We start from the raw sequence: 25,573 nt of genomic DNA on the forward strand, positions 1-25,573 counted from the left end.
GGGACCGGCTACTTGGCGTACATCAGCGTGCCGAAGCCGAGCTGGTCGTAGCCCCCGCTGGTGGTCCCGTAGTCACCGCCGCCGCCCTCCGGGGCGATCGAGTGGTACATCGCGGAGATGTACTTGTCGTCGAGGTAGAGGCGGCGGTTGTAGTGGAAGTGGAGCTGCGCCCACACCGGGCGGACCTGGCCGCGCGAGGCGGCGGAGATGACGGTCTGCTCGCTGGGGGCGCAGCTCTGTCCGGTGCCCCACCTGTAGGTGGTGTACGGGACGTCGTTGCCGAGGTTGTACTTCGCGACGTACTGGGCGGCCTTCATGAAGCGTCTGCCGTCGTACGAGTAGAGGTCCTCGCCCTGGTTCCAGGCCATCTCGCAGATCGCACCCATCTGGCCCATGCCCATCATGGTGTGGCCCTGGTCGCGGCCCGACTCCTGCCACTGGCCGAGCGCGTAGCCGTCGGAGTCCGTGTAGAGGAACGGGACGGCGTGGGCGATCGAGCCGTTGCCCGCGCCGGACTTGAAGTAGGTGACGGCCTGGTCGTACTTGGCGGCGTCGTCGGTGAGGATGCCGATGGCGAGGACGGACGCCATGGTGCAGAGGTCCCAGTTGGCCCAGTAGTTGGTGATGCAGGCGTCGTTGTGGCCGGTGAGGAACTGGTTGTTGAGCGGGTAGAAGACGTCCACCATCATCTGCTGGAACGCGGCGAGGTCGAAGCCTGCGTAGTCCCGCATGAGTTCGGCGGCGTTGGCGAACTGCCAGCCGTAGATGCCCGCGGCGAGGAACCGGTCGGCGTTCCCGGTGACCGAAGTGAGCGTCGACGACCAGGCGTTGAGGATGTTCGCGGCGCACGCGGCGTGCTCCTCGGTGCCGGCGATCCGCCAGCGCAGGGCGTTCTGGTAGGCGGCGGCGATGTCGGGGTAGAGCTGCGCGTAGTTCTCGCCCGTGCCGCCGCGGATGACGGTGGCGAGGGGGCGCGGAGTCCAGGTGGACTGGGCGCGGCCGTTGGCGATCAGCTTGTTCCAGCCGGACAGCCAGGGGTCGTCGCCGGCGGCGACGCGCACCTTGGCCCGGTTGATGTCCCCGGCGTTGTGCAGCATGCCGGGGTGGGTGAAGGCCGCGGGGGCGGCCTGCACCGTGCCGGGCGTCGCCAGCGCCGCGCCGAGGCCGCCGGCGCCGAGACCTGCGGCGAGGCCGCCGACGGTCTTGAGGAGGCGGCGCCTGCTGGGTCCCGACTCGTGGGGGAAAGTGCTGCGGCTCATCGGAGGTCTCCCGTCCGTGGGGGTCCGTACGCGGGGACCGAGCCGGGCGGGGGCGGTCGAGCGTGCCGCGCCCGGCTCGTTCGGTATCCCGGCGGTAGTTCGGCGTGCCGGGCGTCCACCTTCCGCTCGGCAAGCGGTTGTTGGCGGTGAGCCGAGCTTGGCCCCTTGTCACAGCCCCGTCAAGAAGTCCCGCACGCTTCGGTGAAACCTGTGAGCGCAACCGGTTGTTCACGGCCCGTGGTTCACGCCGCCCGCTCCAGGCCCTCCCACTCCACGGGGTGCAGGGGCGGCAGCCCGGCCGCGAGGCGTTCGATCTCCGTGACCGCGCTCAGGCCGAGGCGGGCGACCTCGGCGCCCTGGGAGCCGGCGATGTGCGGGGTGAGCAGGACGTTGGGGAGGGTGAAGAGCGGGGAGTCGGCGGGCAGGGGCTCGGGTTCGGTCACGTCGAGGATGGCGTTCAGGCGGCCCGGCACCACTTCCGCGAGGAGCGCATCGGGGTCGACGAGGCTGCCCCGGGCGGTGTTGATCAGGACGGCGCCGTCCGGCATGAGGGCGAGTTCGCGGCGGCCGACGAGGTGGTGGGTCTCGGGGGTCGCGGGCGCGTGCACCGTGACGATGTCGCTGGTCGCGAGCGCCTCGTCGAGCGGGACGAGGCGCACGCCGAGCGCCGCCGCCCCGGCCTCGTCGACGTACGGGTCGGTGAGCGTCACGTGCAGGTCGAAGGGGCGCAGGAGCTCGATGACGCGGCGGCCGATGCGGGAGGCGCCGACGACGGCGATCCGGCGCTGGTAGTTCCCGATGCCCGGGATGATCTCGGCGAGCGGGAAGGTGCGCGCCGCGCGGTACGTCGCGGCCTGGCCGAGGAGGTCCTTGCCCGCGAGCAGCACCATGGCGAGGGTGTACTCGGCGACGGGCAGCGCGTTGGCGGTGGCCGCCGACGTGACGCGGATGCCGCGCTTCCAGAAGGCGGGGGCGAGCATGCCCTTGACCGTGCCCGCGGTGTGCACGACGGCCCGCAGGCGGGGCGCGGCGGCGAGCACCGTCTCGTCGAGCGGCGGGCAGCCCCAGCCGGTGATCAGGATCTCGGCCCGGGCGAGCGCCCCGCGCACCCGCGGGTCCGCGAGACCGGCCGGCCCCTCGATGCTGACGTCGGTGTCGATGCGTACGGAGCGCCGCAGCCGGGCCAGCACGGCGGGCGGGAAGACGTAGGGCAGGTGGCGCTTCTCCAGGGCGAGCAGCCCGGGGACCTCGGCACCGGCCGTGGCGTGGGACAAGGTGAACTGGCCTTTCTGACAAGGGGGTTGGTGGCTTCTACTTGAGTGCGCCGAGGGTGACGCCCGAGCGCCAGTAGCGGCGCATCGCCGTCATCATCACCGCGAGCGGGACGATGGACAGGAGCGAGCCGGTGATGACGAGGCTCGTCAGGTCGATGCCGGATTCCTGGCGGCGGCCCGTCCAGTTGTAGAGGCCGAGCGTGAGCGTCCAGTGGCTCTCGCCGCGCAGCATGGTCAGCGGCAGGTAGAAGCTGTTCCAGGTGTTCACGAAGGCGAGCAGGAAGATGGTCGCGCCGCCGGTCGTCATCATGCGCAGCACGATGCTGGTGAAGATCCGCAGTTCGCCGGCGCCGTCGAGGCGGGCGGCCTCCAGAAGCTCGTACGGAACGGTGGACTCGGTGTAGACCTTCGCGAGGTAGACGCTGAACGGGTTGATGAGGCACGGGATCAGCATCGACCAGACGGTGTCGACGAGGCCGAGCGACGAGAACAGCAGGTAGAGCGGGAGCGTCAGCAGCGCGACCGGCAGCAGGAACGAGCCGACGACGCACGCGAAGACCGCCTTGCGCCCGGGGAAGTCGAAGCGGGCGAGCCCGTAGCCGGTGGCGAGGGCGATCAGCGTGCCGCCGACCGAGCCGACTCCCGCGTACAGGAAGGAGTTCGCGATCCAGCGCAGGAAGATGCCGTCCTGGTAGGTGAAGACCTGCTTCAGGTTCTCCCCCAGGTGCATGCCGGAGAACCACATGCCGTTGGACTGGTAGAGGCCGGCCCGGTCCTTGGTCGCGGCGACGATCAGCCACCACACCGGGAAGACGCTGTAGAGCGAGGCGAGGACCAGGCCGATGAGGACGAAGCGCCGGCCGCCGCGGGTGCCGGTGGCCGGGTCGGGGGTGGTGCGGCGGCGGACGGGCACCTTGACGGGCCTCGCCTGCTGTTCGGTGGTCAGCATCAGTCGGCCTCCCTCGTGGTGAGCCGGTAGAAGAGGAAGGACGCGAGGCCCAGGACGGCCGCGAGGATGACCGAGAGGGCGGCGGCGTAGTGGTAGTTGTTCGCGTTGAACGCCTGATTGAAGATGATCATGATCGGGGTGAAGCCGTCACTGACGGTCTGCGGGGTGACGTGGCGGAAGAGCATCGGCTCGTTGAAGATCTGCAGCATCCCGATGATCGAGAGCATGCCGGTGAGCACGAGCGCGCCGCGCACCTGCGGGATCTTGATGCTGAGCGCGATCCGCAGTTCGGAGGCGCCGTCGACGCGGGCGGCGTCGAAGAGCGCCCGGTCCACGCCCTGGAGGGCCGCGTAGACGATCACCATGTTGTAGCCGATGCCGTGCCAGGTCAGCAGGTTGCCGATGGACGGCCACACCATCGAGGGGGCGAAGAAGTCCCACGTGAGGCCGAAGAGGTGACCGAAAGGTGTGAGCGGGCCGACGTCCGGGCTGTAGAGATTGATCCAGACGATCGCGGCCACGACGCCCGGGATCATGTACGGAACGAGCAGCGCGATCCGGAACCGGTTGGCGAGCCGTGCCGTGAGCGCGTCGAGCAGCAGCGCGAGGACCAGCGCACAGACCAGCATCACGGGGATCTGCACGCAGGCGAAGAGGAACACCCGCCCGATGGATCCGGTGAACGCGGAGTCCCCGAACCCCTTGGTGTAGTTGTCGAGGCCGCTGAACTCTGTGGTGCTGTCGCCGCCGAGGCCGAGTCCCGACTGGTGCTCGGTGAACAGGCTCTGGTGGACGGCGTACCCGATCGGGACGACGTAGAGGAAGAGGAAGCCGAGCTGGAAGGGCACCGTGAAGGCGGCGCCCTTCCATGCCTGCGTGCGCATCATCGGGGTCAGCGCCTCAGCTCTTGACGTTGATGCCGCGGGACTTCAGGTCCTTGACCGTCCACTCCTGCATATGGGCGAGGAGGTCGGTGACCTTCTGTTCCTTGTTCATGACCTTCGCCCAGCCGGTCGCCAACTCCGTATACATCGCCGTCCAGTTGGGGCCGAACGTCCAGTCGGTGGTCACGGTGTCCATGCTGTCCGCGACGACCTTCTTGCCGGCGGCGTAGTGGTCGCCGAGCAGCTTGTCGGAGACGGTCGCGTCGAGGTACTGGTCGCTGTCGGCGAGGGCGGGCATCACGCCGTTGCCGGTCTCGGGGCTGGCCATCGTCTTGACCGGGGCCGCGGCGGTGGACATCCACAGGGCGGCGTCGGCGGCCTGCTCCTTGTTCTCGCAGCCGGACGTGACGAGGGTCAGACCGCCGCTCTGGTTGGTGCCGGCCGGGGTCTTCGCGGCCTCGCCGGTGAAGGCGGGCCACGGGGACAGCGCCCATCGGCCGTTGGACTTGGTGAAGTTCTGCACCATGCCGGACATCTGCCAGGTGGAGATCTGGCGCGTGACGGTGCCGCCCTTGTCGTAGTTGCGCTGCACGGCGGCGTAGTCGGCGAACGACAGCTTGGAGTTGAGGTCGTTGTCGATGATCTCCTGGATGACCTTGGCGGCCTTCAGGGTGCCCGCGTCCTGGAAGTCCACCTTCCAGGCGTTGCCGTCGATCTCGTACCAGTGGGCGCCCGCCTGCATCGCCATCACTTCGAGCGTGCTGGGGTCCTCACCGGCGTAGTTGGTGATGTGCACGCCGTGCTTCTTGAGGACCTTGCCCGCCTTGATGACGTCGTCCCAGGTCTTCGGCGGGTCCAGCGCGTACTTCTTGAAGACGTCGGCGCGGTACGCGGTGAAGTTCGGCGCGGAGCCGGTGGGGACGCCGTAGACCTTGTCCTGGACGAGGGTGCCGGCCCAGGCGCCCTTGTTGAACTTGGCCTCGCTGGAGGCGACTTGGCCGGTGATGTCGGCGACGACACCCTGCGAGACGAGCGAGGTGAGGTATTCGGCGGTGTGCTGCACGAGGCAGGGGGCGTTCTTCGCCTTGACGGCGTTGGCGAGCTGTGTCTGGAGGGCGGCCTGGTCGGCGACCTTCGTGTACTTCAACTGCACGTTCTTGTGCGTGGAGTTGAACTCCTTGACCACGGCCTCCTGGCCGTTGGCCCAGCCCCAGTAGGTGAGGGTGACGGGGCCGTCGGCCGCGCCGCCCCCGCTGCCGGAATCGGTGTCGCCGCCGGAGCCGCACGCGGTGAGCAGTCCGGTCAGGGCAAAGGTCGCTGCGGCGCCGCGCAGGATACGGGTGCGTGAACGGTGCGAACTCATGATGGTCGTCGTCCTTCTGACGGGCTGACGGGAGGCTGGGGGTGCCGAGATGCTGAGGGGTGCGCGGCACGTCATAGAAACCGGTTGCCGAGCAACGTAAGTCGCTGGTGTCGCCAGGGCAAGACTCGGGAACGAACTTGTTGCGCCGACCGCTCGCTTATCCCCGCACGACCTGTGCGTTTACCCGCAACTTTCTTACGGGAGACGACAGCTGCGGGCTCGGCAACCAGTTCCCGGCGCCCACCCCTCCCCCAGCGGGCCCCGCACTGCTAGCCTCCGGCTCGGGGAACCGGTTCCCCTCCGTGTTCCCACCAGAACCACAGGGAGTTGTCCCCCATGACCAGGAAGAGCGCCGAGACCGAGGGCCGGCACACCATTCGCGACGTGGCCGCCCGGGCGGGGGTCTCACCGTCGACGGTCTCCCGCGTCCTGGGCGGCCAGTACCCGGTGAGCGCCGACACCCGTAACCGCGTGATGCGCGCGGTGGCCGCCCTCGACTATGTGGCCGACGCGCGCGCCAAGGCGGTGGCGGGTGCGGGCACGCCCACCCTCGCGTTCGTGCTCGACGACATCACGGGCCCGTCGTTCGCGCAGATGGCGCAGGGTGTGGAGCGCGAGGCGAAGCGGCTCGGGCACCTGTGCCTGGTGTGCAGCACGGACGGTGACGCCGACCAGCAGATGGCGTTCGTCGACATGATGCGGGCGCAGCGCGCGGCAGCCGTGATCCTGGTGGGCGGCGCGGGCGACACCCCCGAGCACCACCGGCGCACCGCGAAGATGGCCCACGCGCTGAAGGCGGCCGGCTCACGTCTGGTGCTCTGCGGACGGCCACCGCTGGACGACACGTCGGCACCGGTCACCGTCATCGAGTACGACAACGAAGGCGGCGCGCACGCCCTGACCACTCATCTGCTCGCCAAGGGACACCGCCGGATCCTGCTGCTCGGCGGCGCGGCGGACAACGCGACGCTGCGCGGCCGTGAGCGCGGCTACGAGGCGGCGCACCGGGCGTTCGGCGTGGAGCCCGATCCGGCGTTGCGTCTGGCCGGCGACTTCACCCGCGACTCGGGGCACGGCCTGATGCGCCGGGCGCTCGCCGAAGGGCTCGACTTCACGGCGGTGTTCGCGGCGACGGACATGGTCGCGTCGGGTGCGCTGACCGCGCTGCACGAGGCCGGCACGTCGGTACCCGGCGACATCTCCCTGGTCGGCTACGACGACATCCCGCTCGCCCGCGACCTGCACCCGGCGCTGACCACGGTCCATGTCCCGTACGAGGAGTTGGGGCGCCTCGCGGTGCACACGGCGATCACCCGCTCCCCCGACGCGCCGGACGAACATCTGCTGCTCGGCACGCATGTGGTGGTGCGGGACTCGGTGGGCGCCCGCGGCTGAACCGGGCCCCCGATAATGGCTGTCCGTCCGCCGGGTCGGGCTGGTAGACAGCCCCGGTGACACAGACTCTCGACTTCTCCGATCTGCTGCGGCTGATAGACGACCGGTCGGCCGTCTTCCGCGCCGCGGTCGCCGCCGCCCCCGACCTCGACGTACAGGTGCCGACCTGCCCCGACTGGACGCTGCGCGAGCTGGCGGCGCACCTGGGCGAGGGGCGCCGCGCCTGGGCCGCGACCGTCGCCGCGGGCCCCGACGCCACGGCCAAGTCCGCACCCCGCGACGCGTCGCGGGCACCGCGCGAAACCGACGCCCTGTTGGCCTGGCTGGCCGCGTCGACGCAGGAGCTGCTTGACGAGCTGCGGGCGGCCGGCCCCGAGCGCGGGTGCTGGACGTGGTGGGGGACGTCGCAGACGCCGCGGACCGTGGGCGCCGTCGCCCGGCACCAGCTCCACGAGGTCGCGATCCACACGTACGACGCGCAGAGCGCCGTCGGGGCGCCGCTGCCGCTGCCGGACGAGGTGGCGTTCGACGCGATCGAGGAGTTCCTGAACACCTGCTGCACGACGACGACGGCGTGGCCGCACAAGCCCGCCACCCTCGACTCCCGCACCGCCGAGGGCCCGTCCTGGCGCCAGCGGCTCGACGCGGACGGCGTCTCGGTCACCCGCCTGCCCGCGTCCGGCGCGGAGCCGGCCGACGCCGGTGTCCAGGCACCGGCCGCCGACCTGGCCCTCGTCCTCTACGGCCGCCGCCCGCTGGACTCCGTACACCTGGAGGGCGACCGTGATCTGATCGACCTGGTGTGGGAGTGGGACCCGAACGAGTAGGGCTCGGAGCCCGCCGTGGAACCCCGGACACGGCCCAGCCGCAGGTCCGGTAGTCGTAACCGGCCTGTGCTCCCCCGCATGCCGGCACAGGAGGGGCGCCAGGAGACCCTGGACAGTTTGAGGGTCACCGACGGCAATGGCGGGGCGTTCACCGGCAGCGCCGCTCAGCGGCGCGGCGCCCTGCGGGGCAGCGCCGTGAGGGCGACGACGGCCGCGGACGCCAGGAGTGCGGCGCCGAGCGTCAGGCCCAGGGCGTAGCCGTCGTTGAGGGCCTCGGCCGTGGTCGCCGTGCCGGTGCGGCGGGCGGCCGCGGTGCCGAGGACGGCGAGACCGAGCGTGGCGCCGAGCTGGCGGGAGCTGTTGAGCAGGCCCGACGCGGTGCCGGCCTCGCCGGGCGCGACGCCGGTCGTGGCCGTGGCGACGACCGGCCCGAGGCACAGGCCGAAGCCGACGGCGGCGACGATCGACGGGCCGAGGACGTCGACGACGTAACTGCCGTCGGGGCTGATCAGTCCGAACCACGCGAACCCCGCGGCGGTCAGCAGCGCGCCGGTCACCAGGAGCGTGCGCGGCGCGAACCGGTGGCCGAGCTTGACGGCGAGCACGGAACCGACGACCACGCCGAGGGCGAACGGCAGGAACTCGACGCCCGTCAGGGCCGGTCCGTCGCCGAGCACGCGTTGCAGATAGAGCGACATGAAGTACAAGGACGAGGTCATCGCGGCGCCGACCAGGAGGTTGAAGGCGTTCGCGCCGGCGACCCAGCGGTTGCCGAACAGACCGAGCCGTACCAGCGGTTCCCGCGTGGTGGTGCGCTCCACGTGCAGGAACGCGGCGAGCAGCGCGAGCGCGGCGGCCAGCGTCGTGAGGGTGACCGGCGATCCCCACCCGTGGGCGTCGGTGCGTACGACGCCGAAGACCAGCAGGGTCATGCCGGCGGTGGCCAGGACCGCGCCGAGGACGTCCGGACGGCCGGCGGGCCCGGCCGGCGGGTCCGCGGTGACGCCGCGCCGGGCCATGACCAGGGCGACGGCGACCATCGGCACGCTCACGAACATCACCCAGCGCCAGCTCGCGTACTCGGTGAGGACACCGCCGAGCAGGACGCCGAGGGCGCCGCCCGCCGCGTTCATCGCGCTCCACACCCCGAACGCCTTCACCCTCGCCCGGCCCTTTGGGAACGTCGAGGTGAGCAGGGCCAGCGCGGCGGGGGCCAGGGCCGCGGCCCCGACGCCCTGCGCGGCGCGGGCGGCGACCAGCTGGCCGGGGCTCTGCGCGAAGCCGCCGAGCAGCGAGGCGAGGCCGAAGAGCCCGAGCCCGAGGAGCAGCACCCGGGCGCGCCCGAACCGGTCGGCCGCCTTGCCGCCCAGCAGGAGCAGGCCGCCGAAGGTGAGCGCGTAGGCGTGGATCACCCAGGTCAGACCGGCCGCGCCGAAGCCGAGGCCGGCGGCGATCCGCGGCAGGCCCACGTTCACGACGGACAGGTCGAGCGACACCATGAACTGCACGACGGCGACGGCCGCGAGGACGGCTCCGGGCCGGGCGCCTACCGCCTCACCCTCTGTCCGTACTGCCGGAACCGGATGGGTACTGGTCACGTCAACTCCCCCTCAGAACGGCGGCCTCGGGCATGCCGGGGTAACCGACAGGCCGGCCGCACCGACTTTCGGAACACGTTCCGAAAGTACGCCCCGAAGCCCCCGCATGTCGAGCGGGGCGGCATGATGGGACGGTGACCCGCTCCGACACCCGCTCCGCAGCCCGGCCCGCCGCATCGGGCGGCCGCACCGGCCGCCCCCCGGCGACCTCCCGCGCGCAGATCCTCACGGCCGCCCGGCTGATCATCGATCGCGACGGCTGGGAGAAACTGACCGTGCGCCGGCTCGCCGCCGAGCTCGGCATCGGGGCGACGACCCTGTACCACCACGTACGGGACCGGGAGGATCTGCTGGTCCAGCTCCTGAACGAGCACATCGAGCAGACCGTCGACCCGGATCTTCCGGACGACCCGCGGGAGCGGATCGTCGCGGTGGGCGTCGCGGTCCGCGACTCGCTCGCGATGTGGCCGTGGGCCGCCGACGTCCTCGCCACCGACGGCTTTCTCGCCCGCCTCGGTGCACCGGCGCTGCGGCATGTGGAGACGATCCTGGACGGGGCCGTCGCGTGCGGCTGCACCCCCGCGCAGTCCGTGGACGTGTTCCGCACCATCTGGTACTTCACGGTCGGCGAGATCCTCGTCCGCGCCCACTCGGCGGGCACCCCTCGCCCGGCACCCGGCGAGCCGTTCCACGTCGCCGGTCTCGAACCGTCCTCGATGCCGCGGCTGGCGGAGGTCAAGGACGACTGGCCGGCGCTGGCCGCGCGGGACACCTACCCGACAGGTCTGCGGGCTCTGGTCGACGGGATGCTGGCGGAGGTCGACTCGCCCGCGGAAGACTGAAGTTGAGGGGCATAAGATTTGCTGAATGCCCCCTCGACCCGCGGCTCACTCGAACGACACCGTGACCCGGTCGAAGACGGCCGTGGCGAGCGCCCCCGGCGTGCGTGAGCACACGACGAGGCCCGCATGGCAGGCCGCGTCACCGAAGCCCGCCACCTCGCCCTCGGCGACCGTGGTCCAGGTCGCGCCCTCGTCGCCGGAGACGGCCGCCGCGAACACCGTGCCGGTGCGCCGCAGCCGCAGCAGCGCCGGGGCGCCCGTCGTCGCCGTACCCGTGTACCGCGAGGCGCCCGCCACCGTGGTGCGCAGCATCAGCCGGACATCCTTGCCGCCGGTGACGATCACTCCGGCCGCCTGGTCGAACGGGGACAGGGACTTGGCGATGAGCAGCCCCACCTGATCGCCGGCCGCCCCGCCGCGCTCGGCGAGCCGGGCCACGATCTCCCCGTCGCCGGAGACGGGGGTGCGCACGAACTGCCCGGTCATGCCCTGGCCGTTGACGTTCAGGTCGACGCCCGCGCCGCGCACGGTGAAGGTGCCGCCGCGCTGCCATGACGTGCTGCCCGGCGTGCGGATCGCGACGACGCCGAGAGTGCCGAACGCGCGCTCGTCGTGCACGACGTCCCCGAGATCGCCGTAGGTCCACGGAGCGGGCGGCGGCGTGGCGACGGTCAGGGCCAGGTCGGCGGTGTCCGTGCCGGAGGCGTTCGCGGCCGTCGTGGTGACGGTGAACTCCCCGGTCACGGACGGAGTTCCGCCGATCTCTCCGGTACGCGGATCGAGGCGCAGCCCGGCCGGAAGCCCTTCGGCCGTGAAGCGCACCGGAGCGTGCGCGGCGCGCAGCACATGCCGGAACGCCACCCCCTTCCCCGCGAACAGCGGCCCTGCGGCGTCGAGTTGGGGTCGCTGCGGGGAGGGCATACGCGCGCTCACCGGCTCCGAGCGCGGGCCGCGCCCGCCGGCCTCGGTCTTCACGATCACGTAGTGGTACGTCGTACCGGGCGTCCCCGTGGCGTCCGTGTACCGGACGCGTACGCCGAAGCCGACCGGGCCGACGCCGGTGGCGAGGGGCTCGTAAGGGCCTTCGGCGCGGGGGGCGCGCAGGACGGTGCAGCGGGCCGCCGGGTCCGGGTCGGTCCAGGCAAGCTCGACGGCGTCGGCACCGGTGCGGGCGGTGACACCGGTGACCGTGCGGGCGGGGCGCGGCGCCGACCACACCTCACCGGTGGCGTCGGTGACGGTGACGTGGTCGAAGGCGGCGGTGCCGGTCCCGGCGTACTCCTCGTCGACGCCGAGGCAGGAGGTGAGGGCGAGCCCCGCGTACACGGTGCGCCCCAACTCAGCTTCCGTCGAGCCCACTTGGGTCCAGTGGACGCCGTCCGGCGAGATGGCTCCGGTCAGCGTGCGCCCCTTGCGGACGACGCGCACCCAGTACGGGGCGCGCAGCCGGTAGCCGTCGCCCGCGCCCTCGACGTAGGGCGCCGCCAGCGGGGTCGCCGAGTCGGGGAGCCGGCCGAGGTCGGAGATCGGGAACGACGCGCCGGTGGTGATGGCGGTCCGCTGCGACGGGGGCACGGGTGTACTGCCCGTCTCGCGGATCTCTCCCCCGTCGGCGGCCCGCGCGCTCCACACGCCGCTCCATGTGTGCAGCGGCAGCCCCTGGATCAGCATCGAGCCGTGCGCCGCCCCCGCGCCCAGGCCGGCCCGCACGCTCACCCCGAGCTTGGAGTACTGCGAGCTGACCGGCCACACGACCCGCGCGGTCACGCTGCCGTCGCCGCGCAGCGGTACGTGGGCGAACCGGTAGGTGTCGGCGGTCCCGGACGCCTCGAGGACGAACCGCTCCCCGTCGAAGGCGGCCGCGCCCGGGGTGCGGACGGCGCCGCCGACGTCACGGGACTCCCAGGGCCCGGGAAGCCCGGCACTCGCCGTCACCGTGCACGAACTGCCGCTCTCGCCCCGCGCGTTGGAGGCGGTGACCCGGTAGGAGTAGAGCCGTCCGCGCTCGGCCGTGCCGTCGCGGTGGGTCGGTGTGCCCAGGCCGGCGGCGAGCCGTTCGTACGGGCCTTCCGGGTTGTCGGCGCGGCGCACGGTGTACGTGTTCGCCCCGGCGGACGGCAGCCAGCTCACCGTGACGGATCCGGCCTCGCCCACGGCCGTGACCCCCGCCGGAGCGGTGGGCACCCCGAACGCGGCCGGTTCGGCACCGGCGTACGCGAACGTCCCGAACGACGGCAGGTCGTCGTTGCTGCCCTCGACGACGCGGACGCCTCCGGTACCACGGAACACGGCGGCCCTCAGGTCGGGCACGTCGAGTCCGCGCACGCCCGCGTAATGGGCGTGGTACATCTCGTAGATCGGCGGCAGGGAGCCGCGGCCCTTGTCGGAGACGGCCGTCTTGATGTACTTGCCGGTGCGGTCGAGGTCGGGGGTGAAGGGGACGTCGCCGCCGAGGTTGTAGCGGGCGGTGTACGCGGCGTTGGCGAGGAGGCGGCGGTCGTCGAAGCCCCACAGGTCGACGCCCTGGTTCCAGGCGAGCTGGGCGACGTCGCCCATGAGTCCGACGGCGAGTTGCTCGTGCCCCTGGTCGCGGCCGGCCTCCTGCCCCTGGCCCGCCGCGGTGACGACGCGATGGCCGACGCTTCCGTTGCCGGTGCCCGCCGCCGCGAACCGCAGGGCGTCCTCGAAGAGGGTCCGCTCGTCGCAGAACACCCCGATGGCCGCGATGGTCTGAATGGCCGTCAGGTCCCAGTTGCCGTTGGCGTAGAGCATGTAGCCGGAGACCGCCGGATACCAGACGTCCAGGAAGGAGCGCTCGCAGCGCGCGACGGCGGTACCGCTCCAGCCGTCGTAGCCACTGTGCCGCAGGAGTTCGGCGGCGTTGGCGAACTTGAAGGCCTGGAGACCCGCGCCGAGCGGGCCGTCGGCGCCGGTGACCGCGGTCAGGGACGCCGACCAGGCGTCGAGGATGTCCCGTGCCTTGTCCGCGTGGGCGCGTTCCCCCGTGACGCACCACATGAGGGCGTTCTGGTAGGCGGCGGCCGAATCGGCGACGGCCTGGTTCGCGTAGTTGGTGGGTCCGCGGCCCCAGGAGGTGATCTGGCCGGTGTTCTGGATCGCGTACGAGGACGACGAGCGGGCGCGCGCGGAGAACGCCAGGTAGCCGTCATAGATGGGTGAGTGCCGGGCGGCGACGGCGGCCTTCATACGGGCGAGGTCGGCGGCGGAGTGCAGCAGCCCGGGGTGGCGGAGGGCGAACTCGTCGTCCCCGGCGGCCGCTTGGGCCGACGCCGCGGGCACGGTGAGGGAGGACGCCGCGCCCGCGGCGAGCAGCAGCGCCGTGGACGACTGGAGGAGGCCGCGGCGGCTGATCGGGCTCACAGGGCGGCCGCCTCCGCCGTCGTGAGGAACTTCAGGCCGGTGACGTGCTCGTTGTAGTACCACTGCATCGCGTCGGTCGTGTAGTACCAGCCCGGCTTCTTCATCGAGTCGGCGATGACCTGCCCGTTGAGGACGAGATTCTCGAACGTCACGTTCTTGATGGCGTGTTCGGCGTCGTGGCCGAGGAAGAGCGACGGATTCGCGCGGGTGCCCGTGTAGCTGAGGTTCTTCACGTACACGTCCTCGATGCCGCGGCCGACCGAGGTGTTGTACTTCGGGTTGTACATCACCTTCATGTAGATGACCTGGCCCCAGCGGAAGTCCTCGATGCGCACGTCCTCGATCGTCACGTTCCTGAGGAGGTTCGAGTCGCCGACGTTGAGGGCGATGCAGCCCTGGTAGTTCATCTGCGGTTCGCGGTGGTCGAGGATGTCGCAGTTCTGGATGACGAGGTTCTCGATCACCTCGGGGCTGTCCGAGTTGCCGTGCGTGCCGACGTTCACCGGGTGGGCGACATCGGCCCACAGGGTGCAGTTCTTGATGGTGATGTCGCGGGTGTCGCCGTAGTACTCCCAGCGGTGGCAGTAGATGGCGAAGCAGTCGTCGGAGTTGCGCATGAAGCAGCCGTCGAAGGTGATGCCGGTCGAGGAGAACACGTCGAAGCCGTCGCCGTTGCCCTTGGAACTGAACGAACGCGCCTTGCTCACATGGACGTTGTGGCTCTCGCCGAACGTGCCGGCGTAGCCGTTCGGGTTCATGATGATGACGTCCTCGACCCGGATGTTGCGGCTGCCCTCGCACAGGATGCCGCCGGGTCCCGCGTGCAGCATCCCGTGCCCGCGCAGGGCCGCCTTCTCGACGTCCTTGAAGAAGACCTGCGCTTTCAGGACGGCGCCGCCCGCCAGGTAGACGGTCTTGCCGCTGGGCACGGTCAGGACGTTGTTCGTGACGGTGTGCACGCCGGGTCCGAAGTAGAGGACGTCGGGGTCGTCGGCGGCGGGCGGGTTCGGGTCGATGTGGTTGGTGAGGACGTGCAGCGCGTCGAAGGTCTGGTCGTTGACCTGGACGACGAGGTCGCGCGGCGCGTCGAGCGTGAACCGCAGGGTGTCCGCGACGAGTTCGGGCTCGATGGTGAGCGCGTCCGGTCTCACCCGGGCCTTCGTGGTGCCGCCGGGCACGTAGGTGACCTCCAGCTCGGCGGAGCCCTGGAAGTCGAAGTACACCATCGACGTGTTGTAGACCTTCCCGGAACCGGTTGCCGGGTTGATCTCCTCCAGCTGCGGCCGGTAGACGTCCAGCGTCTCCCACGGCCCGTCCGGCAGGGACCGTACACGCACCTTGTAGTTCGGGTTGGTGGGCATCTCGGCGGGCCGCGGGTAGGTGACCAGCTTCGGCGCGGCGTCGGCGCGGGCCGCGCCCGCCGTCAGGTTCGTCAGGCCTGCGGCGAGGACGGTGGCACCGGTCGCCGCGAGGACCGTACGGCGGCTGGGACTGTTCGGGGACATGCGGGTCTCCTTGAACGAACGGAACGAGCTGAACGGGGCGCCAGCATGCGGGTGCGGGAACGCACCACCTCCCGTGGGATCGACGTCCCGGTCGGCCAACACCACCATGACAACCGGTTGTTGGAGTGATGCGGCAGAGCATCTTCCAGCGCGTCAGGCGCGTCAAGACTCTTGACGAGGATTCATCGAGGGCGGCCATCGTCGCCGCCGCGGGCCGCAGGGCTCAAGGGACGCGGGGTCGGCGGCAGAATCAGACGAAGACACAGGTCAGCGCGGTGCAGCAGGGGTGAACACCGCTGAGGCGCGCTGAGTTGAAACCCTCGCCCCCGCCACGACGACTCAAGCCGTGCACATGACGGAGGGCGAGGAGAGTTACGACAAACGGTTGCTGACGAAGGTGCGGGCCGGACTCATCCGGCGGTCGGCGTCCAGCTGCCGAGCCAGTCCGCGACCTCCTGGCCCGCCGCCTGCGCGTCGGTCAGGATCGGCCGGTCCGCGCTCGCCGTGCCCGCGCCCGCACCGGAGTTGGCGTACTCGGCGAAGCGGTCGTCCTTCCACGAGAAGCCGCCCATGTCGGACCACGGCGTCGACTTGATCGCGGCGCTCAGGGTCGAGTTGCGGACGGTCGTCTGCGGGTCGAGCGCGGCGTTGCCGCCGGCGTGCCAGTTGCGGCCCAGGTAGAAGCTGCCCACCGTGACGTCGCCGCCGATGGTCGACCGGTTGATCAGGAGGCCCTTGTTCGCGGCGGCCGTGCTCGGCGCGGTGACGTACCCGGCCGACGTGCCGTTCCACCGCTTCTTCAGCGAGATCACGGACTTGTCGACGACGGCGGTGGCGCCGCCGAAGATGAAGTCGACGTTGCCGACGACGTACGAGTTCGTCATGTAGACCCGGTTGCCCGCGCCGTCGAGGAGCAGAGTGTCCTGGTCGCCGCTGACGATGACACTGTCGAGGAAGACCTTGTCGGCCCCGGTGCGCACCGCCACGGCCTGCGCGGAGATGGTCTGGTCGGCGCTCTCGTCGAAGTCGTTGGAGACGCTGAGGTTGCGCAGCTGGCTGTCGGCACCGAGCAGGGCGACGGTGGCGCTGCCCGCGGTCCCGTACGTCGATCCGTCCGGCTTCTTCGAACCGGCGGCGTGCCCCTCGACGATGACGGTGTCCTTGCGGCTGCTGCCGGTCCCGGCGATCGTCACGTGCGGCTTGTTCGACGGGACGGTGACGGTCTCGCGGTACGTGCCGGGCGCGACCTTGATGTCGACGCGCGCGGTGTTGTTCGCGGGGACGGCGTCGACGGCGGCCTGCACGGTCCTGTACTGCGCGCTGCCGTCCTTGGCCACGGTGAGCGTGGTCGCCGCGGCCGCCTTGGCCGTCGTCGTGGAGGTGCCGATCGAACTCCGGGGCCCGGCGCCGGACTTGAGGAGGGCGGGCACGTCGGCGGCCTTGTCGAGCGTGTAGGCGTAGAAGGACTTCGGGTCGAAGGCGGTGCCGCCGCTCTGGTTCTTGCCGGTGGTGCCGGAGAAGATGCTGCCGCGCTGCACGATCGACGCGGTGGTGTCCATGGTGACGGGGTTGTTCATGCCCTGGAAGTAGCTGTTCTCCAGGACCATCTTCGTCTTGCCGCGGGAGTAGTTCCCGTACGAGGACGTGATGGCCGTGTTCGGGTCGTCCTGGAGGTAGTTGTTGTAGAGGTGCGCGTGGGCGGCGTTGTCCGTCGACGGGTTGCGCTGCTCGGTCTCGCGGATCCAGTTGTGGTGGATCGTGATGTCGGTGACGACGTTCTCGGTCCAGCCGATGCCGAAGGCCTTGTTGTCGTTGCTGAGCTTGTTCCAGGAGACGGTGACGTCCGTGGAGTCCTTGCGGACGTCGATGAGGCCGTCGGCCATGTGCCGCAGGTCGTTGTGGTCGATCCACACGTGGTGGGCGCCGTCCATCTGGATGGCGTCGAAGTCGTGGTCCTTGTCGTTCCACGTGCCCTGGTAGGTGTCGCGGATCGTCAGGTTGCGGATGATGACGTTGTGCACGCCGGTGCCGAGGAAGAAGCCGCCGCCGACGATCTGGCCGGAGGCGCCGGAGCCCACGATCGTCTTGTCGGAGGCGACCTTGATCTCCTTGCCGACGGGGTCGATGTTCACGGCCGCGGCGACGACGATGACGTACGGCTCGGCGGCGGTGGCGTACTTCTCCAGGTCGGCGGCGGTCCTGACGGTGACGGTCTTGCCGCCTCGCCCCCCGTACGTCCCGTTCTGTCCGTGGGAGTTGACGGAGGCGAAGCCGTCGGCCACGTCGGTGGTCCAGTCGGTGGCGTCGGCCGCGGACGCCCGATCGCCGCTGTCTGCGCCGAGCAGGCCGCCCCCGTAGGCGAGGGCGGCCGCGGCGACCACGGCGAGGGGCGCCCCCGCGACGAGGACGGTTCTGCGCCTGCGGTGGCGGGGTCCCGGGCGGGCCGTGCTGCGGGTGTCACTCATATGCGCTTGCACTCCGTGGCTGGTGGGGGTCCTCCTGCCGGATGACAGGAGCCGGAGTGCAGTTGCCGCGCCGGGCGGAAAGGTTGCCGGTGCGCGCTCTCCGGGCCGGGGAGGCGGAGAAGTGGCGGCACCGGCAGCCGTTGCCGTGGCCCCGCCGGTCGAGGCTGACGACAGGCGACGGCGGAAGGCCGCCGCGGACGTACGGACCGTGCTCGCCCGAAGGGCTGGGGAGCGGTCGGCCTGAGCGGTGCGCCCGACCCCGGACACGCTCCGCAATCACCCGCACTCCGGCGTACACCCGTCCCGGAGGCAACGTCCCAGTTCACGCCCCGGCTACCGAACTGGCGTACAGAGAAACCCTCTTACGGGCGATAACCACCCGTGACGATGAACCGGGAGCCGATCGCTCCGCATCATCACCCATGTCCGCATCTGCACCACGTGCCCGAGCGGCACCGCTGACACGAGGGGGGACCCATGGCGTCCGACATGGGGTACGACGACACCCGCGGCTCCGAGCTGCGGGAATTGCTGACCATGCGCAGACAGGCACTCGGGCTGACCCGGGAGCAGGCGGCGCGGGCCGTGGGGCTCGCCGGGGGCGTGTACGCCGCCCTGGAGCGCGGCGCGGCGCACGGGCTCGGGCTCGACCGGCTGAAGTCCGTGGCCGACGGGCTCGGCCTGACCGGCGCGGCGCGCGAGACGTTCCTGCTGCTCGCGGCGGAGCCGGGCGTGTGCGCGTACGACCTCGTCGAGCGGCGGCGGCCGACCGTCGAGGAGCTCGCGCACATCGACCTGATGGATCCGAACGCGGCCCTGATCACGGACCACGCGTGGAACGTGCTGGCGGCGAACGCCGCGGTGACCCGGCTCTTCGCCGACCCCGCGCGGGCCCCGCGCCACGACCGCAACGTGGTCCTGTGGCTGCTGAGCCCCGCCGCGGCGGAACGGTTCACCGACATCGGCCAGGTCCGCGCCGACGCCGTCGCCGGGGTCCGCGCGGCCATCGGCCGGATTCCCGCCGACGCCGCGCTGCGCACCCTCGCCGAGCGGATCACGGCGGATCCGCTCGGCGCGGGGCTGTGGCGGCGCCGCGGGGTCCGGCTGCCGTCCGACGCGTGTACGCGCCGGCTGCGGCACCCCCTCTACGGGGAGGCCTCGATCCTGGTGACGGCGTCCCGACTGCCGGGCGGCCTGCAACTGTACGTGCACCATGCCGCCCACCTGATCGGCGGAACCGTTTCTCTGTGACGGCCCCGCAGGATCAGCAGCTGCTGTTCGTCTGCGTCAACAGACCCAGACGGTACGGCAGTTGCGAGTAGTCACCTCCGGCCGCCGGGTCGAGTCCCTGGTAGAGGAAGCGGAGGTGGCAGGGGTCGAGCGGCATCGTCTGGTCGATGCCGTCACGGACCAGCTCACCGTGGCTGATGTCCTTCGTCCACGGCGTCACCCCGTCACCGAACGACACGTTCGTCGACCGGGCGAAGGGGTTCTCCTCCGTGTCGGCGAGCGGCGACCACTGTCCGTCGAGGCCGTGGGCCGTCCACGAGCGGAAGTAGCGCCGGCCGTCGCTGCCGATGGCCTCGACCATGAGGAGGTACTGGTCCGCGGTGCCCTTGACCTTGTACACGTTGCTCGCCTCGAAGAGGTCGAACTTGTCGTCCTGGAGGACGATCTTCGTGTTCCGGAAACCGTTCGGGAACTCCTTGACCGTGGTCTCGGCCCGGTAGAGGTGCCCGTTGTCGTCGGAGGAGAAGAGGTAGCACATCTCCTCGTCGCACACGTTCCAGAAGTCGACCCAGTACCCGTTGCCGATGTTGTCCTTGATGATCTGCGGCATCGAGTCCTGGAGGTTCTTCGGGGCGCTCCAGGAGGTCGGGTCGTCGATGTTCTTCGTGGTGGAGTACGACGGCACGCCCGTCTGGTAGATGAGGTACCAGGTCTTCCGCGGTGCGAAGTAGAAGACCTGCGGCGCCGCCTTGTACCCCTTGCCGACCGCCGTCGTGTCGAGCGGGGTCTGACGGGCGGTGCCCGCCTGCGACCAGTCGTCGAAGCTCGTCTGGACGAGGCTCCAGTTCCCCGAGGTGTCGGCGGTCGTGGCGAAGACGTGCCAGCGGCCCTTGTAGCGGACCACCGAGGGGTCCTTCACGGAGACGACGGGGTGCGTCGCGTCCGGCTGCGGGGCGATGAGCGGGCCGCTCGACGACCACTGGAACGTGCCGGGCAGGCCGCCGCCGTCCGCCGTGGCGGCCGGGGCCGCGCCGAGTGCGAGGAGCACGGCGGCGACCACGACCGCGTACAGCGTTCTTCGGCTGCGCACGCCGTCAGCCCTTCTTCGCGCCGGCGATCAGCGCGGCCCGGATCGCGTCGTAGGCGGGCTTGTGCTGGAGGTTCTCGTCGAAGGGCAGGGCCGCGCCCTCGCCCTCGAAGACGCCGGGGATCCACGAGTGGCGGTCGGAGTAGCCCCATACGGTGATGCCGACGCACCGCTTCACCTCGAGGCAGGCGCTGGTGACCTTGCCGTACCAGTCGGCCTGCTCGGCAAGCTTCGCCGGGTCCGCGGGCAGTTGCATGCGGATGTCGAGCTCGGTGAACGCGACGTCGACGCCGAGGTCGGCGAAGCGCTGGAGGTTCTCCTTGATGCCGGCGGGCAGCCCGTACTGGAGGGCCAGGTGGCCCTGGAGGCCGAAGCCGTCGATCGGGACGCGGTCCGCCTTGAGCTGCTTGATCAGCGCGTAGTAGGCGTCGGACTTCGCGCCGAGCCCGTCGACGTTGTAGTCGTTCAGGTACAGCTTCACCTTGGGGTCGGCGGCGCGGGCCCAGCGCAGCGCGTCGGCGATGTAGCCGGGGCCGATGGTCTTGTAGAAGATGTTCTCGCGGTACGTGCCGTCCTCGTTCATGATCTCGTTGGCGACGTCCCAGGCGAAGACCTTGCCGCGGTAGTGCTTGACCACGTGGGTGATGTGGTTCTTGAGGATGGAGCGCAGCTCGTCCTTGGTCCAGGTGCCCTCGGTCAGCCAGCCCGGCAGCTGGTTGTGCCACAGCAGGGTGTGGCCGCGCACCTTCATGCCGTTGGCGCGCGCGAAGTCGATGACCTCGTCGCCCCCGGTGAAGTCGAAGACGCCGCGCTGGGGTTCGGTGGCTTCCCACTTCATGGTGTTGCCGGGGGTGGTGGTGCCGAACTCGCGGCCGAGCAGGTCGGCGTACTCGGTGTCGGCGAGCTCCGGGTTGTCGACGGCGGAGCCGAAGTACCGGCCGCTCCGCTGGGCGAGTTCGTCCAGCGTCGCGGCGCGGTGCTTGCCGTCGGCCTCCGCCTGGGCGGAGGGGGCCGCGGCGAGGCCGAGCAGCAGCGCCGTCGCGGCGAGTGCGGCGCCGGCGGCCGTTCTGGTGCGGGTGCTGCGGGGGGATCGGGCGGTCTTGCGCATGGTGCGGCTCCTCAACTCGATGAGATTGCTGAACTCGGGGAGATGGGTGGGTCGTTGTCCTTGCGCGGCACGGCGCGCCGGTGCGGTGCGCCGTGCGTTGGTGAGCCGGGCGTCACAGGGACGTCGTGACGCCCGGCGGTCTCGGGGCCCGGCGCCGCCTACTTGACGCGGAACTCGCAGCGCAGCCGTCGCTCGTGCCCGACCTCGCGCTCCGGGCCCGTCAGGGTCAGGGAGACGGTGTGGTGGACCCGTTCGCTGGACGCGGCGACGCGCAGTTCGAGGGCGCCGGGTTCGACGACGCGGCGGCCGTTGGCGCCGGTGTACGCGGCGAGGTCCGCCGGGAACGTGGCGTGCACCTCGGCGCTCGCCCCCGCCTCCAGCGGGACGCGGGCGTAGCCGACGAGCCGCATCTCGGGCCGGGCGACGGTGCCGACCGGGTCGTGCAGATAGAGCTGGACGACCTCGGTGCCGGCCCGGTCACCGGTGTTGCGGACGGTGAGGCGCACGGTGGTCTCGCCGTCGGTGGGCAGTTCGGGGGCGTCGCACTGCGGGGTGTCCCAGGCGAACGTGGTGTACGACAGGCCGTGGCCGAACGGGTAGAGGGCGGTCGGGTCGACGTTGCTCGGGTCGCTGCGGCGGCCGAGCGGCGGCGCGAGGTACGGCGCGGGCTGGCCGCCGGGAGTGCGCGGCACACCGATCGGCAGCCGGCCGGACGGCTCGACGCGGCCGGACAGGACACCGGCGACGGCGGGGCCGCCCTCCTGCCCGGGGAAGAACGCCTGGACGACGGCGGCGGCGCGGTCGGCCCAGCGGCCCAGCGCGTAGGGCCGCCCGCTGAGGACGACGAGCACGACGGGCGTGGCCGCGGCGGCGCCCTTGCGGAACACCTCGTCGAGCATCTCGCCCTGCTGGTACGGAAGTTCGAGGTCCTCGGTGTCGCAGCCCTCGCCGGACGAGCCGCGTCCGAACAGGCCCGAGCGGTCTCCGACGACGGCCAGGCACACATCGGCGTCCGCCGGATCGTCGACGAACTCGGCGCCGGGCAGTTCCGCGCGGAGCGCCTCGGCGAACGTGGGCACCTCGACCCCGGCGGGCAGTTCGGGGTGGTTGACGCCGACGTGCCGCGGGAACGTGTAGCAGCCGAGCATCGCGGCCTGTTCGTCCGCGAGCGGGCCGACCACGGCGATGCGCAGGCCGTCGGCGAGCGGAAGCAGCCCCGCGTCGTTGGCGAGCAGCACCACGGACTCCTGCGCCACCGCCCGGGCCAGGTCCCGCATCTGCGGCGGGTTCAGGTCGATCGGCTCGTCGCCGGTGACCGGCTCCCAGCCCGGGTCGAGCAGCCCGAGTTCGCACTTCTGCGTGAGCACGCGCAGCGCGGCGCGGTCGAGGAGGTCCTCGGGGATGTGGTCGGCGGCGGGCAGGCAGCGCGCGGCGGGCAGTTCGACGTCGACGCCCGCGGAGAGGGCGAGCCGGGCGGCGTCGCCCTCGGAGGCGGCGACCCGGTGGGCGGACTCCAGGAACGCGATGCCGAAGTAGTCGGCGACGACCGTGCCCGTGAACCCCCAGGTGTCGCGCAGGAGTTGGGTGAGAAGGCCGGTGTGGGCGTGGCCGGGAAGCCCGTCGATGTCGTTGTAGGACGCCATCACGGAGCGCGCCCCGCCTTCGCGCAGCGCCATCTCGAACGGGGGCAGGATGACGTCGGCGAGCTCGCGCGGTCCGATCGGGGCGGGCGCGTGGTTGCGGGCGCCGCGCGAGGCCGAGTACGCGGCGAAGTGCTTGAGCGTGGCGACGATGCCGGCGGCCTCCAGACCGCGCACATAGGCGGCGCCGACGGTGCCGACCAGGTACGGGTCCTCGCCGATGGACTCCTCCGTGCGGCCCCAGCGGGGGTCCCGTACGACGTCGAGGACGGGGGCGAGGCCCTGGTGGATGCCGACCGCGCGCATCGACGTACCGATGGCCTCGGCCATCTCGGTGATCAGCTCGGGGTCGAAGGTGGCACCCCAGGCGAGCGGGGTCGGGAAGACGGTGGCCTGCCAGGCGGCGAAGCCGGTCAGGCACTCCTCGTGGGCGAGGGCGGGCACGGCGAACCGGTTGCCCTCGATGATGCGGTGCTGGAGCTCGGCGAGCCGGGCCGCGCCCTCGGCCGGCTCGACGGGCACGGTGCCGAAGGGGCGGGTCAGCTGGCCGAGGCCGTGCGGGAGCAGGGCGTCGAGGACGGCGCTCTCGGCGACGTACGCGTGCTGGCCGGGCGCCACGGCGGCGGTGTCCGTCTCGATGTCGGCGCCCAGCCAGACGCTGGAGAGCTGGGCCTTCTTCTCCTCGCTGGTCATCCGGGCGAGCAGGTCGGCCGCCCGGACCTTCGCGGGCAGGTTGGTGTCCTGCCAGGGCTGGACCATGGAACTCCTCAAGTGCGGTGAATGCAGGGGGTGTTGGCAAGTCCGCGACGCTGCGGTGGGGCGGGATCCAGGGCCTGTCTCCCAGATCCTCCGTCGCCCGAAGGGCGGCCGTGGGGCAGGAGGGATCCGGGAGACAGGTCCTAGCCCTTGGTGGCGCCCATCGTGATGCCGCCGATCAGCTGTCGTTCGGCGACCGCGTAGAAGGCGAGGGCAGGTGCCATGGACAGGACCAGGTACGCGAAGATGCGGGCGGTGTCGGAGGAGTACTGCCCTTGGAACTGCTGGACGCCGACGGGGATCGTCCACCAGGTGGGCTCGGTGAAGACCAGCAGCGGGAGCAGGAAGTTGTTCCAGCTGGTGACCACGGCGAGCACGGAGACGGTGCCGAGGGCGGGGCGGGCCATCGGCAGCAGGATCCGCCAGAAGAAGCCGAAGGCGGAGCAGCCGTCGAGGGTGGCCGCCTCCTCGACCTCGCCGGGGATCTCGCGGAAGAAGTTGCGCAGGATGACGAGGGTCATGGGCAGGCCGAACGCGGCCTGCGGCAGGATCACGCCCCACGGGTTGTCGAGCAGCCCGAACGTGCGCAGGAGCACGAACAGCGGCAGGATCGCCACGGCGAAGGGGAACATCAGCCCCATCGTGAAGAGCGTGAAGAGCAACTCCCTTCCGCGGAAGGCGAATCGGGCCAGCGCGAAGGCGGCGAGCGCCGCGGTGCCGACCGTCAGGGCGGTCGTGCCGACGGCGATCAGCGTCGACGACCCGAGCATCCGCCAGAAGTCGCCGTTCTGGAGGATCGACGTGTAGTTGCTCGTGACCCACGGCGAGGGCAGCCCGAAGGAGTTGCCGGAGAGCTGGTCGGTGGACTTGAACCCGGAGATGAACGCGTACAGGAGCGGCGTCACCATGACGACGCCGATCACCCAGACGATCACGTACAGCGGGAACGAGCGCAGCCTGCGCCGGCGCGCGGCGACCCGGGCGGTGACGGCGGGGGTGGTGGCGGTGGCGGTCATCGGCTGCCTCGCATGTTCGTGATGGCTCCTTCGGTGTCGCGCCGCAGCACGAACCGCTGGTAGAAGATCGCGAAGACGAGGCTGATCAGGAACATCACGATGGAGATCGCGCTGGCGTACCCCATCTGGTAGCGCTTGAAGCCGAACTGGAACATCGTCACGGCCATCGTCTCGGAGTGGTGGTCGGGGCCGCCCTGCGTCGCCACCCACACCAGGTCGAAGAGCTGGATGGCACCGATCACGGAGAGGAAGATGCTCAGGCGGACCGTCGGGCCGAGCAGCGGCAGGGTGATGCTGCGGAAGCGCTGCCAGGCGTTCGCGCCGTCGATGCGGGCCGCCTCGGTGAGTTCGGCGGGGATGCCCTGGAGTCCGGCCAGGAAGAGCATCATGTGGAAGCCGAAGTACTTCCAGGTCATGACCAGGAAGATGGTCGCCATGACGGTGTCCTGGTCGGCGAACCAGAGGCCGCCGACGCCGTCGAGCCCGACCGAGCCGAGCACCTTGTCGGCGAGCCCGCTGTCCGGCGCGAAGATCATCGAGAACAGGACGCCGGTGATGACCTCGGACAGGACGTAGGGGGCGAAGAACAGCATCCGGTAGATCGCCCGGCCGCGCAGCTTCTGGTTGAGGAGCACGGCCATGGCGAGCGCGAACGGCAGTTGCACGCCGATCGAGAGCAGGACCAGGAGCAGCCCGCGCCACAGGTCACCGATGAAGACCGGGTCCTTGAAGAGGCGGGTGAAGTTGTCCAGGCCCACGAAGTCCGAGGGGGAGCCGAAGCCGCCCCAGTTGAAGAAGGACACGTATCCCGCGTACAGGATCGGGACGACGACGAACAGGACGAACAGGATCAGGCCGGGGACGGTGAACGCGAAGGCGGTCAGCCAGTCGCGCACCCTGCGGGCCAGGGGCCGCCGGCTCCCCTCCTGGCCGGCCGGCGGCTCCTTGCCCACGGCCGGGCGCGCGTCTTGGATCTGGGTAGAAGTCATGGTCA

At 71.0% G+C, this 25,573-nt stretch carries 18 protein-coding genes; 4 read left to right on the forward strand and 14 right to left on the reverse strand.

The window, feature by feature from the left end; genetic code table 11:
- Positions 1-8: 8 nt before the first annotated feature.
- The 5 genes from AB0L37_RS09645 to AB0L37_RS09665 form a co-directional block, all read right to left on the reverse strand.
- On the reverse strand, positions 9-1,259 hold the full coding sequence (locus AB0L37_RS09645; RefSeq protein ID WP_365502192.1) for an alginate lyase family protein: 1,251 nt from the start codon (positions 1,257-1,259) through the stop codon (positions 9-11).
- Positions 1,260-1,501: 242 nt separating this feature from the next.
- On the reverse strand, positions 1,502-2,533 hold the full coding sequence (locus AB0L37_RS09650) for a hydroxyacid dehydrogenase (protein WP_365502195.1): 1,032 nt from the start codon (positions 2,531-2,533) through the stop codon (positions 1,502-1,504).
- A gap of 37 nt (positions 2,534-2,570) precedes the next feature.
- On the reverse strand, positions 2,571-3,482 hold the full coding sequence (locus tag AB0L37_RS09655) for a carbohydrate ABC transporter permease (protein ID WP_365502197.1): 912 nt from the start codon (positions 3,480-3,482) through the stop codon (positions 2,571-2,573).
- Positions 3,482-4,369, reverse strand: coding sequence for a sugar ABC transporter permease (locus AB0L37_RS09660; RefSeq protein ID WP_365502199.1), 888 nt, complete (start codon positions 4,367-4,369; stop codon positions 3,482-3,484). Before AB0L37_RS09660 ends, AB0L37_RS09655 begins: the two co-directional genes overlap by 1 nt.
- A gap of 13 nt (positions 4,370-4,382) precedes the next feature.
- Positions 4,383-5,729 (reverse strand): extracellular solute-binding protein, encoded by a 1,347-nt coding sequence (locus tag AB0L37_RS09665; protein WP_365502201.1) that lies wholly within the window; start codon positions 5,727-5,729, stop codon positions 4,383-4,385.
- Between the two features lie 336 nt (positions 5,730-6,065).
- Between AB0L37_RS09665 and AB0L37_RS09670 the strand changes: the two genes are divergently transcribed.
- Entirely contained in the window at positions 6,066-7,124 is a 1,059-nt protein-coding gene (locus AB0L37_RS09670) for a LacI family DNA-binding transcriptional regulator (protein ID WP_365502203.1), read from the forward strand.
- A 56-nt stretch (positions 7,125-7,180) separates the two neighbouring features.
- Entirely contained in the window at positions 7,181-7,951 is a 771-nt protein-coding gene (locus AB0L37_RS09675; RefSeq protein ID WP_365502205.1) for a maleylpyruvate isomerase family mycothiol-dependent enzyme, read from the forward strand.
- A 164-nt stretch (positions 7,952-8,115) separates the two neighbouring features.
- On the opposite strand, the gene AB0L37_RS09680 is transcribed toward AB0L37_RS09675, so the two are convergent.
- The gene (locus AB0L37_RS09680) at positions 8,116-9,459 is read right to left on the reverse strand and encodes an MFS transporter (RefSeq protein WP_365502724.1); all 1,344 of its coding nucleotides are present in this window, start codon (positions 9,457-9,459) and stop codon (positions 8,116-8,118) included.
- A gap of 224 nt (positions 9,460-9,683) precedes the next feature.
- Between AB0L37_RS09680 and AB0L37_RS09685 the strand changes: the two genes are divergently transcribed.
- Positions 9,684-10,391, forward strand: a complete 708-nt coding sequence (locus tag AB0L37_RS09685; RefSeq protein WP_365502207.1) for a TetR/AcrR family transcriptional regulator — start codon at positions 9,684-9,686, stop codon at positions 10,389-10,391.
- 45 nt (positions 10,392-10,436) lie between these two features.
- Here AB0L37_RS09685 and AB0L37_RS09690 read toward each other — a convergent pair whose 3' ends face one another.
- The 3 genes from AB0L37_RS09690 to AB0L37_RS09700 all read right to left on the reverse strand — a co-directional run bounded on the left by AB0L37_RS09690 (position 10,437) and on the right by AB0L37_RS09700 (position 17,742).
- Positions 10,437-13,772: an alginate lyase family protein gene (locus AB0L37_RS09690; RefSeq protein WP_365502209.1), complete on the reverse strand. Its 3,336-nt coding sequence runs from the start codon at positions 13,770-13,772 to the stop codon at positions 10,437-10,439.
- A complete protein-coding gene (locus AB0L37_RS09695; protein ID WP_365502211.1) occupies positions 13,769-15,277 on the reverse strand; it encodes a glycosyl hydrolase family 28 protein in 1,509 nt (502 codons plus the stop codon). The genes AB0L37_RS09690 and AB0L37_RS09695 overlap by 4 nt, the downstream gene beginning before the upstream one ends.
- A 410-nt stretch (positions 15,278-15,687) precedes the next feature.
- Entirely contained in the window at positions 15,688-17,742 is a 2,055-nt protein-coding gene (locus AB0L37_RS09700; protein WP_365502213.1) for a pectinesterase family protein, read from the reverse strand.
- Between the two features lie 477 nt (positions 17,743-18,219).
- On the opposite strand from AB0L37_RS09700, the gene AB0L37_RS09705 reads away from it, so the two are divergent.
- On the forward strand, positions 18,220-18,993 hold the full coding sequence (locus AB0L37_RS09705; RefSeq protein ID WP_365502215.1) for a helix-turn-helix transcriptional regulator: 774 nt from the start codon (positions 18,220-18,222) through the stop codon (positions 18,991-18,993).
- Between the two features lie 13 nt (positions 18,994-19,006).
- On the opposite strand, the gene AB0L37_RS09710 is transcribed toward AB0L37_RS09705, so the two are convergent.
- The 5 genes from AB0L37_RS09710 to AB0L37_RS09730 all read right to left on the reverse strand — a co-directional run bounded on the left by AB0L37_RS09710 (position 19,007) and on the right by AB0L37_RS09730 (position 25,568).
- The gene (locus AB0L37_RS09710) at positions 19,007-20,062 is read right to left on the reverse strand and encodes a non-reducing end alpha-L-arabinofuranosidase family hydrolase (protein ID WP_365502217.1); all 1,056 of its coding nucleotides are present in this window, start codon (positions 20,060-20,062) and stop codon (positions 19,007-19,009) included.
- A gap of 4 nt (positions 20,063-20,066) precedes the next feature.
- Positions 20,067-21,167 carry an endo-1,4-beta-xylanase gene (locus AB0L37_RS09715; protein WP_365502219.1) on the reverse strand — a complete coding sequence of 367 codons (1,101 nt, stop codon included), beginning with the start codon at positions 21,165-21,167 and terminating at the stop codon, positions 20,067-20,069.
- Positions 21,168-21,325: 158 nt separating this feature from the next.
- Positions 21,326-23,566: a glycoside hydrolase family 3 N-terminal domain-containing protein gene (locus tag AB0L37_RS09720; protein WP_365502221.1), complete on the reverse strand. Its 2,241-nt coding sequence runs from the start codon at positions 23,564-23,566 to the stop codon at positions 21,326-21,328.
- 140 nt (positions 23,567-23,706) lie between these two features.
- On the reverse strand, positions 23,707-24,579 hold the full coding sequence (locus AB0L37_RS09725; RefSeq protein ID WP_365502223.1) for a carbohydrate ABC transporter permease: 873 nt from the start codon (positions 24,577-24,579) through the stop codon (positions 23,707-23,709).
- The gene (locus AB0L37_RS09730) at positions 24,576-25,568 is read right to left on the reverse strand and encodes a sugar ABC transporter permease (protein WP_365502726.1); all 993 of its coding nucleotides are present in this window, start codon (positions 25,566-25,568) and stop codon (positions 24,576-24,578) included. Before AB0L37_RS09730 ends, AB0L37_RS09725 begins: the two co-directional genes overlap by 4 nt.
- Positions 25,569-25,573: the final 5 nt, after the last annotated feature.

The sequence above is a fragment of the Streptomyces sp. NPDC052225 genome (genome assembly GCF_040679615.1).
Classification (GTDB): Bacteria; Actinomycetota; Actinomycetes; order Streptomycetales; family Streptomycetaceae; genus Streptomyces.

Excerpts from the sequence above, each read along its gene's own strand:
- AB0L37_RS09655 (WP_365502197.1), bottom strand. The coding sequence starts at position 3,482 with ATGCTGACCACCGAACAGCAGGCGAGGCCCGTCAAGGTGCCCGTCCGC.
- AB0L37_RS09715 (WP_365502219.1), bottom strand. The coding sequence starts at position 21,167 with ATGCGCAAGACCGCCCGATCCCCCCGCAGCACCCGCACCAGAACGGCC.
- AB0L37_RS09695 (WP_365502211.1), bottom strand. The coding sequence starts at position 15,277 with ATGTCCCCGAACAGTCCCAGCCGCCGTACGGTCCTCGCGGCGACCGGT.
- AB0L37_RS09730 (WP_365502726.1), bottom strand. The coding sequence starts at position 25,568 with ATGACTTCTACCCAGATCCAAGACGCGCGCCCGGCCGTGGGCAAGGAG.
- AB0L37_RS09665 (WP_365502201.1), bottom strand. The coding sequence starts at position 5,729 with ATGAGTTCGCACCGTTCACGCACCCGTATCCTGCGCGGCGCCGCAGCG.
- AB0L37_RS09670 (WP_365502203.1), top strand. The coding sequence starts at position 6,066 with ATGACCAGGAAGAGCGCCGAGACCGAGGGCCGGCACACCATTCGCGAC.
- AB0L37_RS09660 (WP_365502199.1), bottom strand. The coding sequence starts at position 4,369 with ATGATGCGCACGCAGGCATGGAAGGGCGCCGCCTTCACGGTGCCCTTC.
- AB0L37_RS09700 (WP_365502213.1), bottom strand. The coding sequence starts at position 17,742 with ATGAGTGACACCCGCAGCACGGCCCGCCCGGGACCCCGCCACCGCAGG.
- AB0L37_RS09645 (WP_365502192.1), bottom strand. The coding sequence starts at position 1,259 with ATGAGCCGCAGCACTTTCCCCCACGAGTCGGGACCCAGCAGGCGCCGC.
- AB0L37_RS09720 (WP_365502221.1), bottom strand. The coding sequence starts at position 23,566 with ATGGTCCAGCCCTGGCAGGACACCAACCTGCCCGCGAAGGTCCGGGCG.
- AB0L37_RS09725 (WP_365502223.1), bottom strand. The coding sequence starts at position 24,579 with ATGACCGCCACCGCCACCACCCCCGCCGTCACCGCCCGGGTCGCCGCG.
- AB0L37_RS09705 (WP_365502215.1), top strand. The coding sequence starts at position 18,220 with ATGGCGTCCGACATGGGGTACGACGACACCCGCGGCTCCGAGCTGCGG.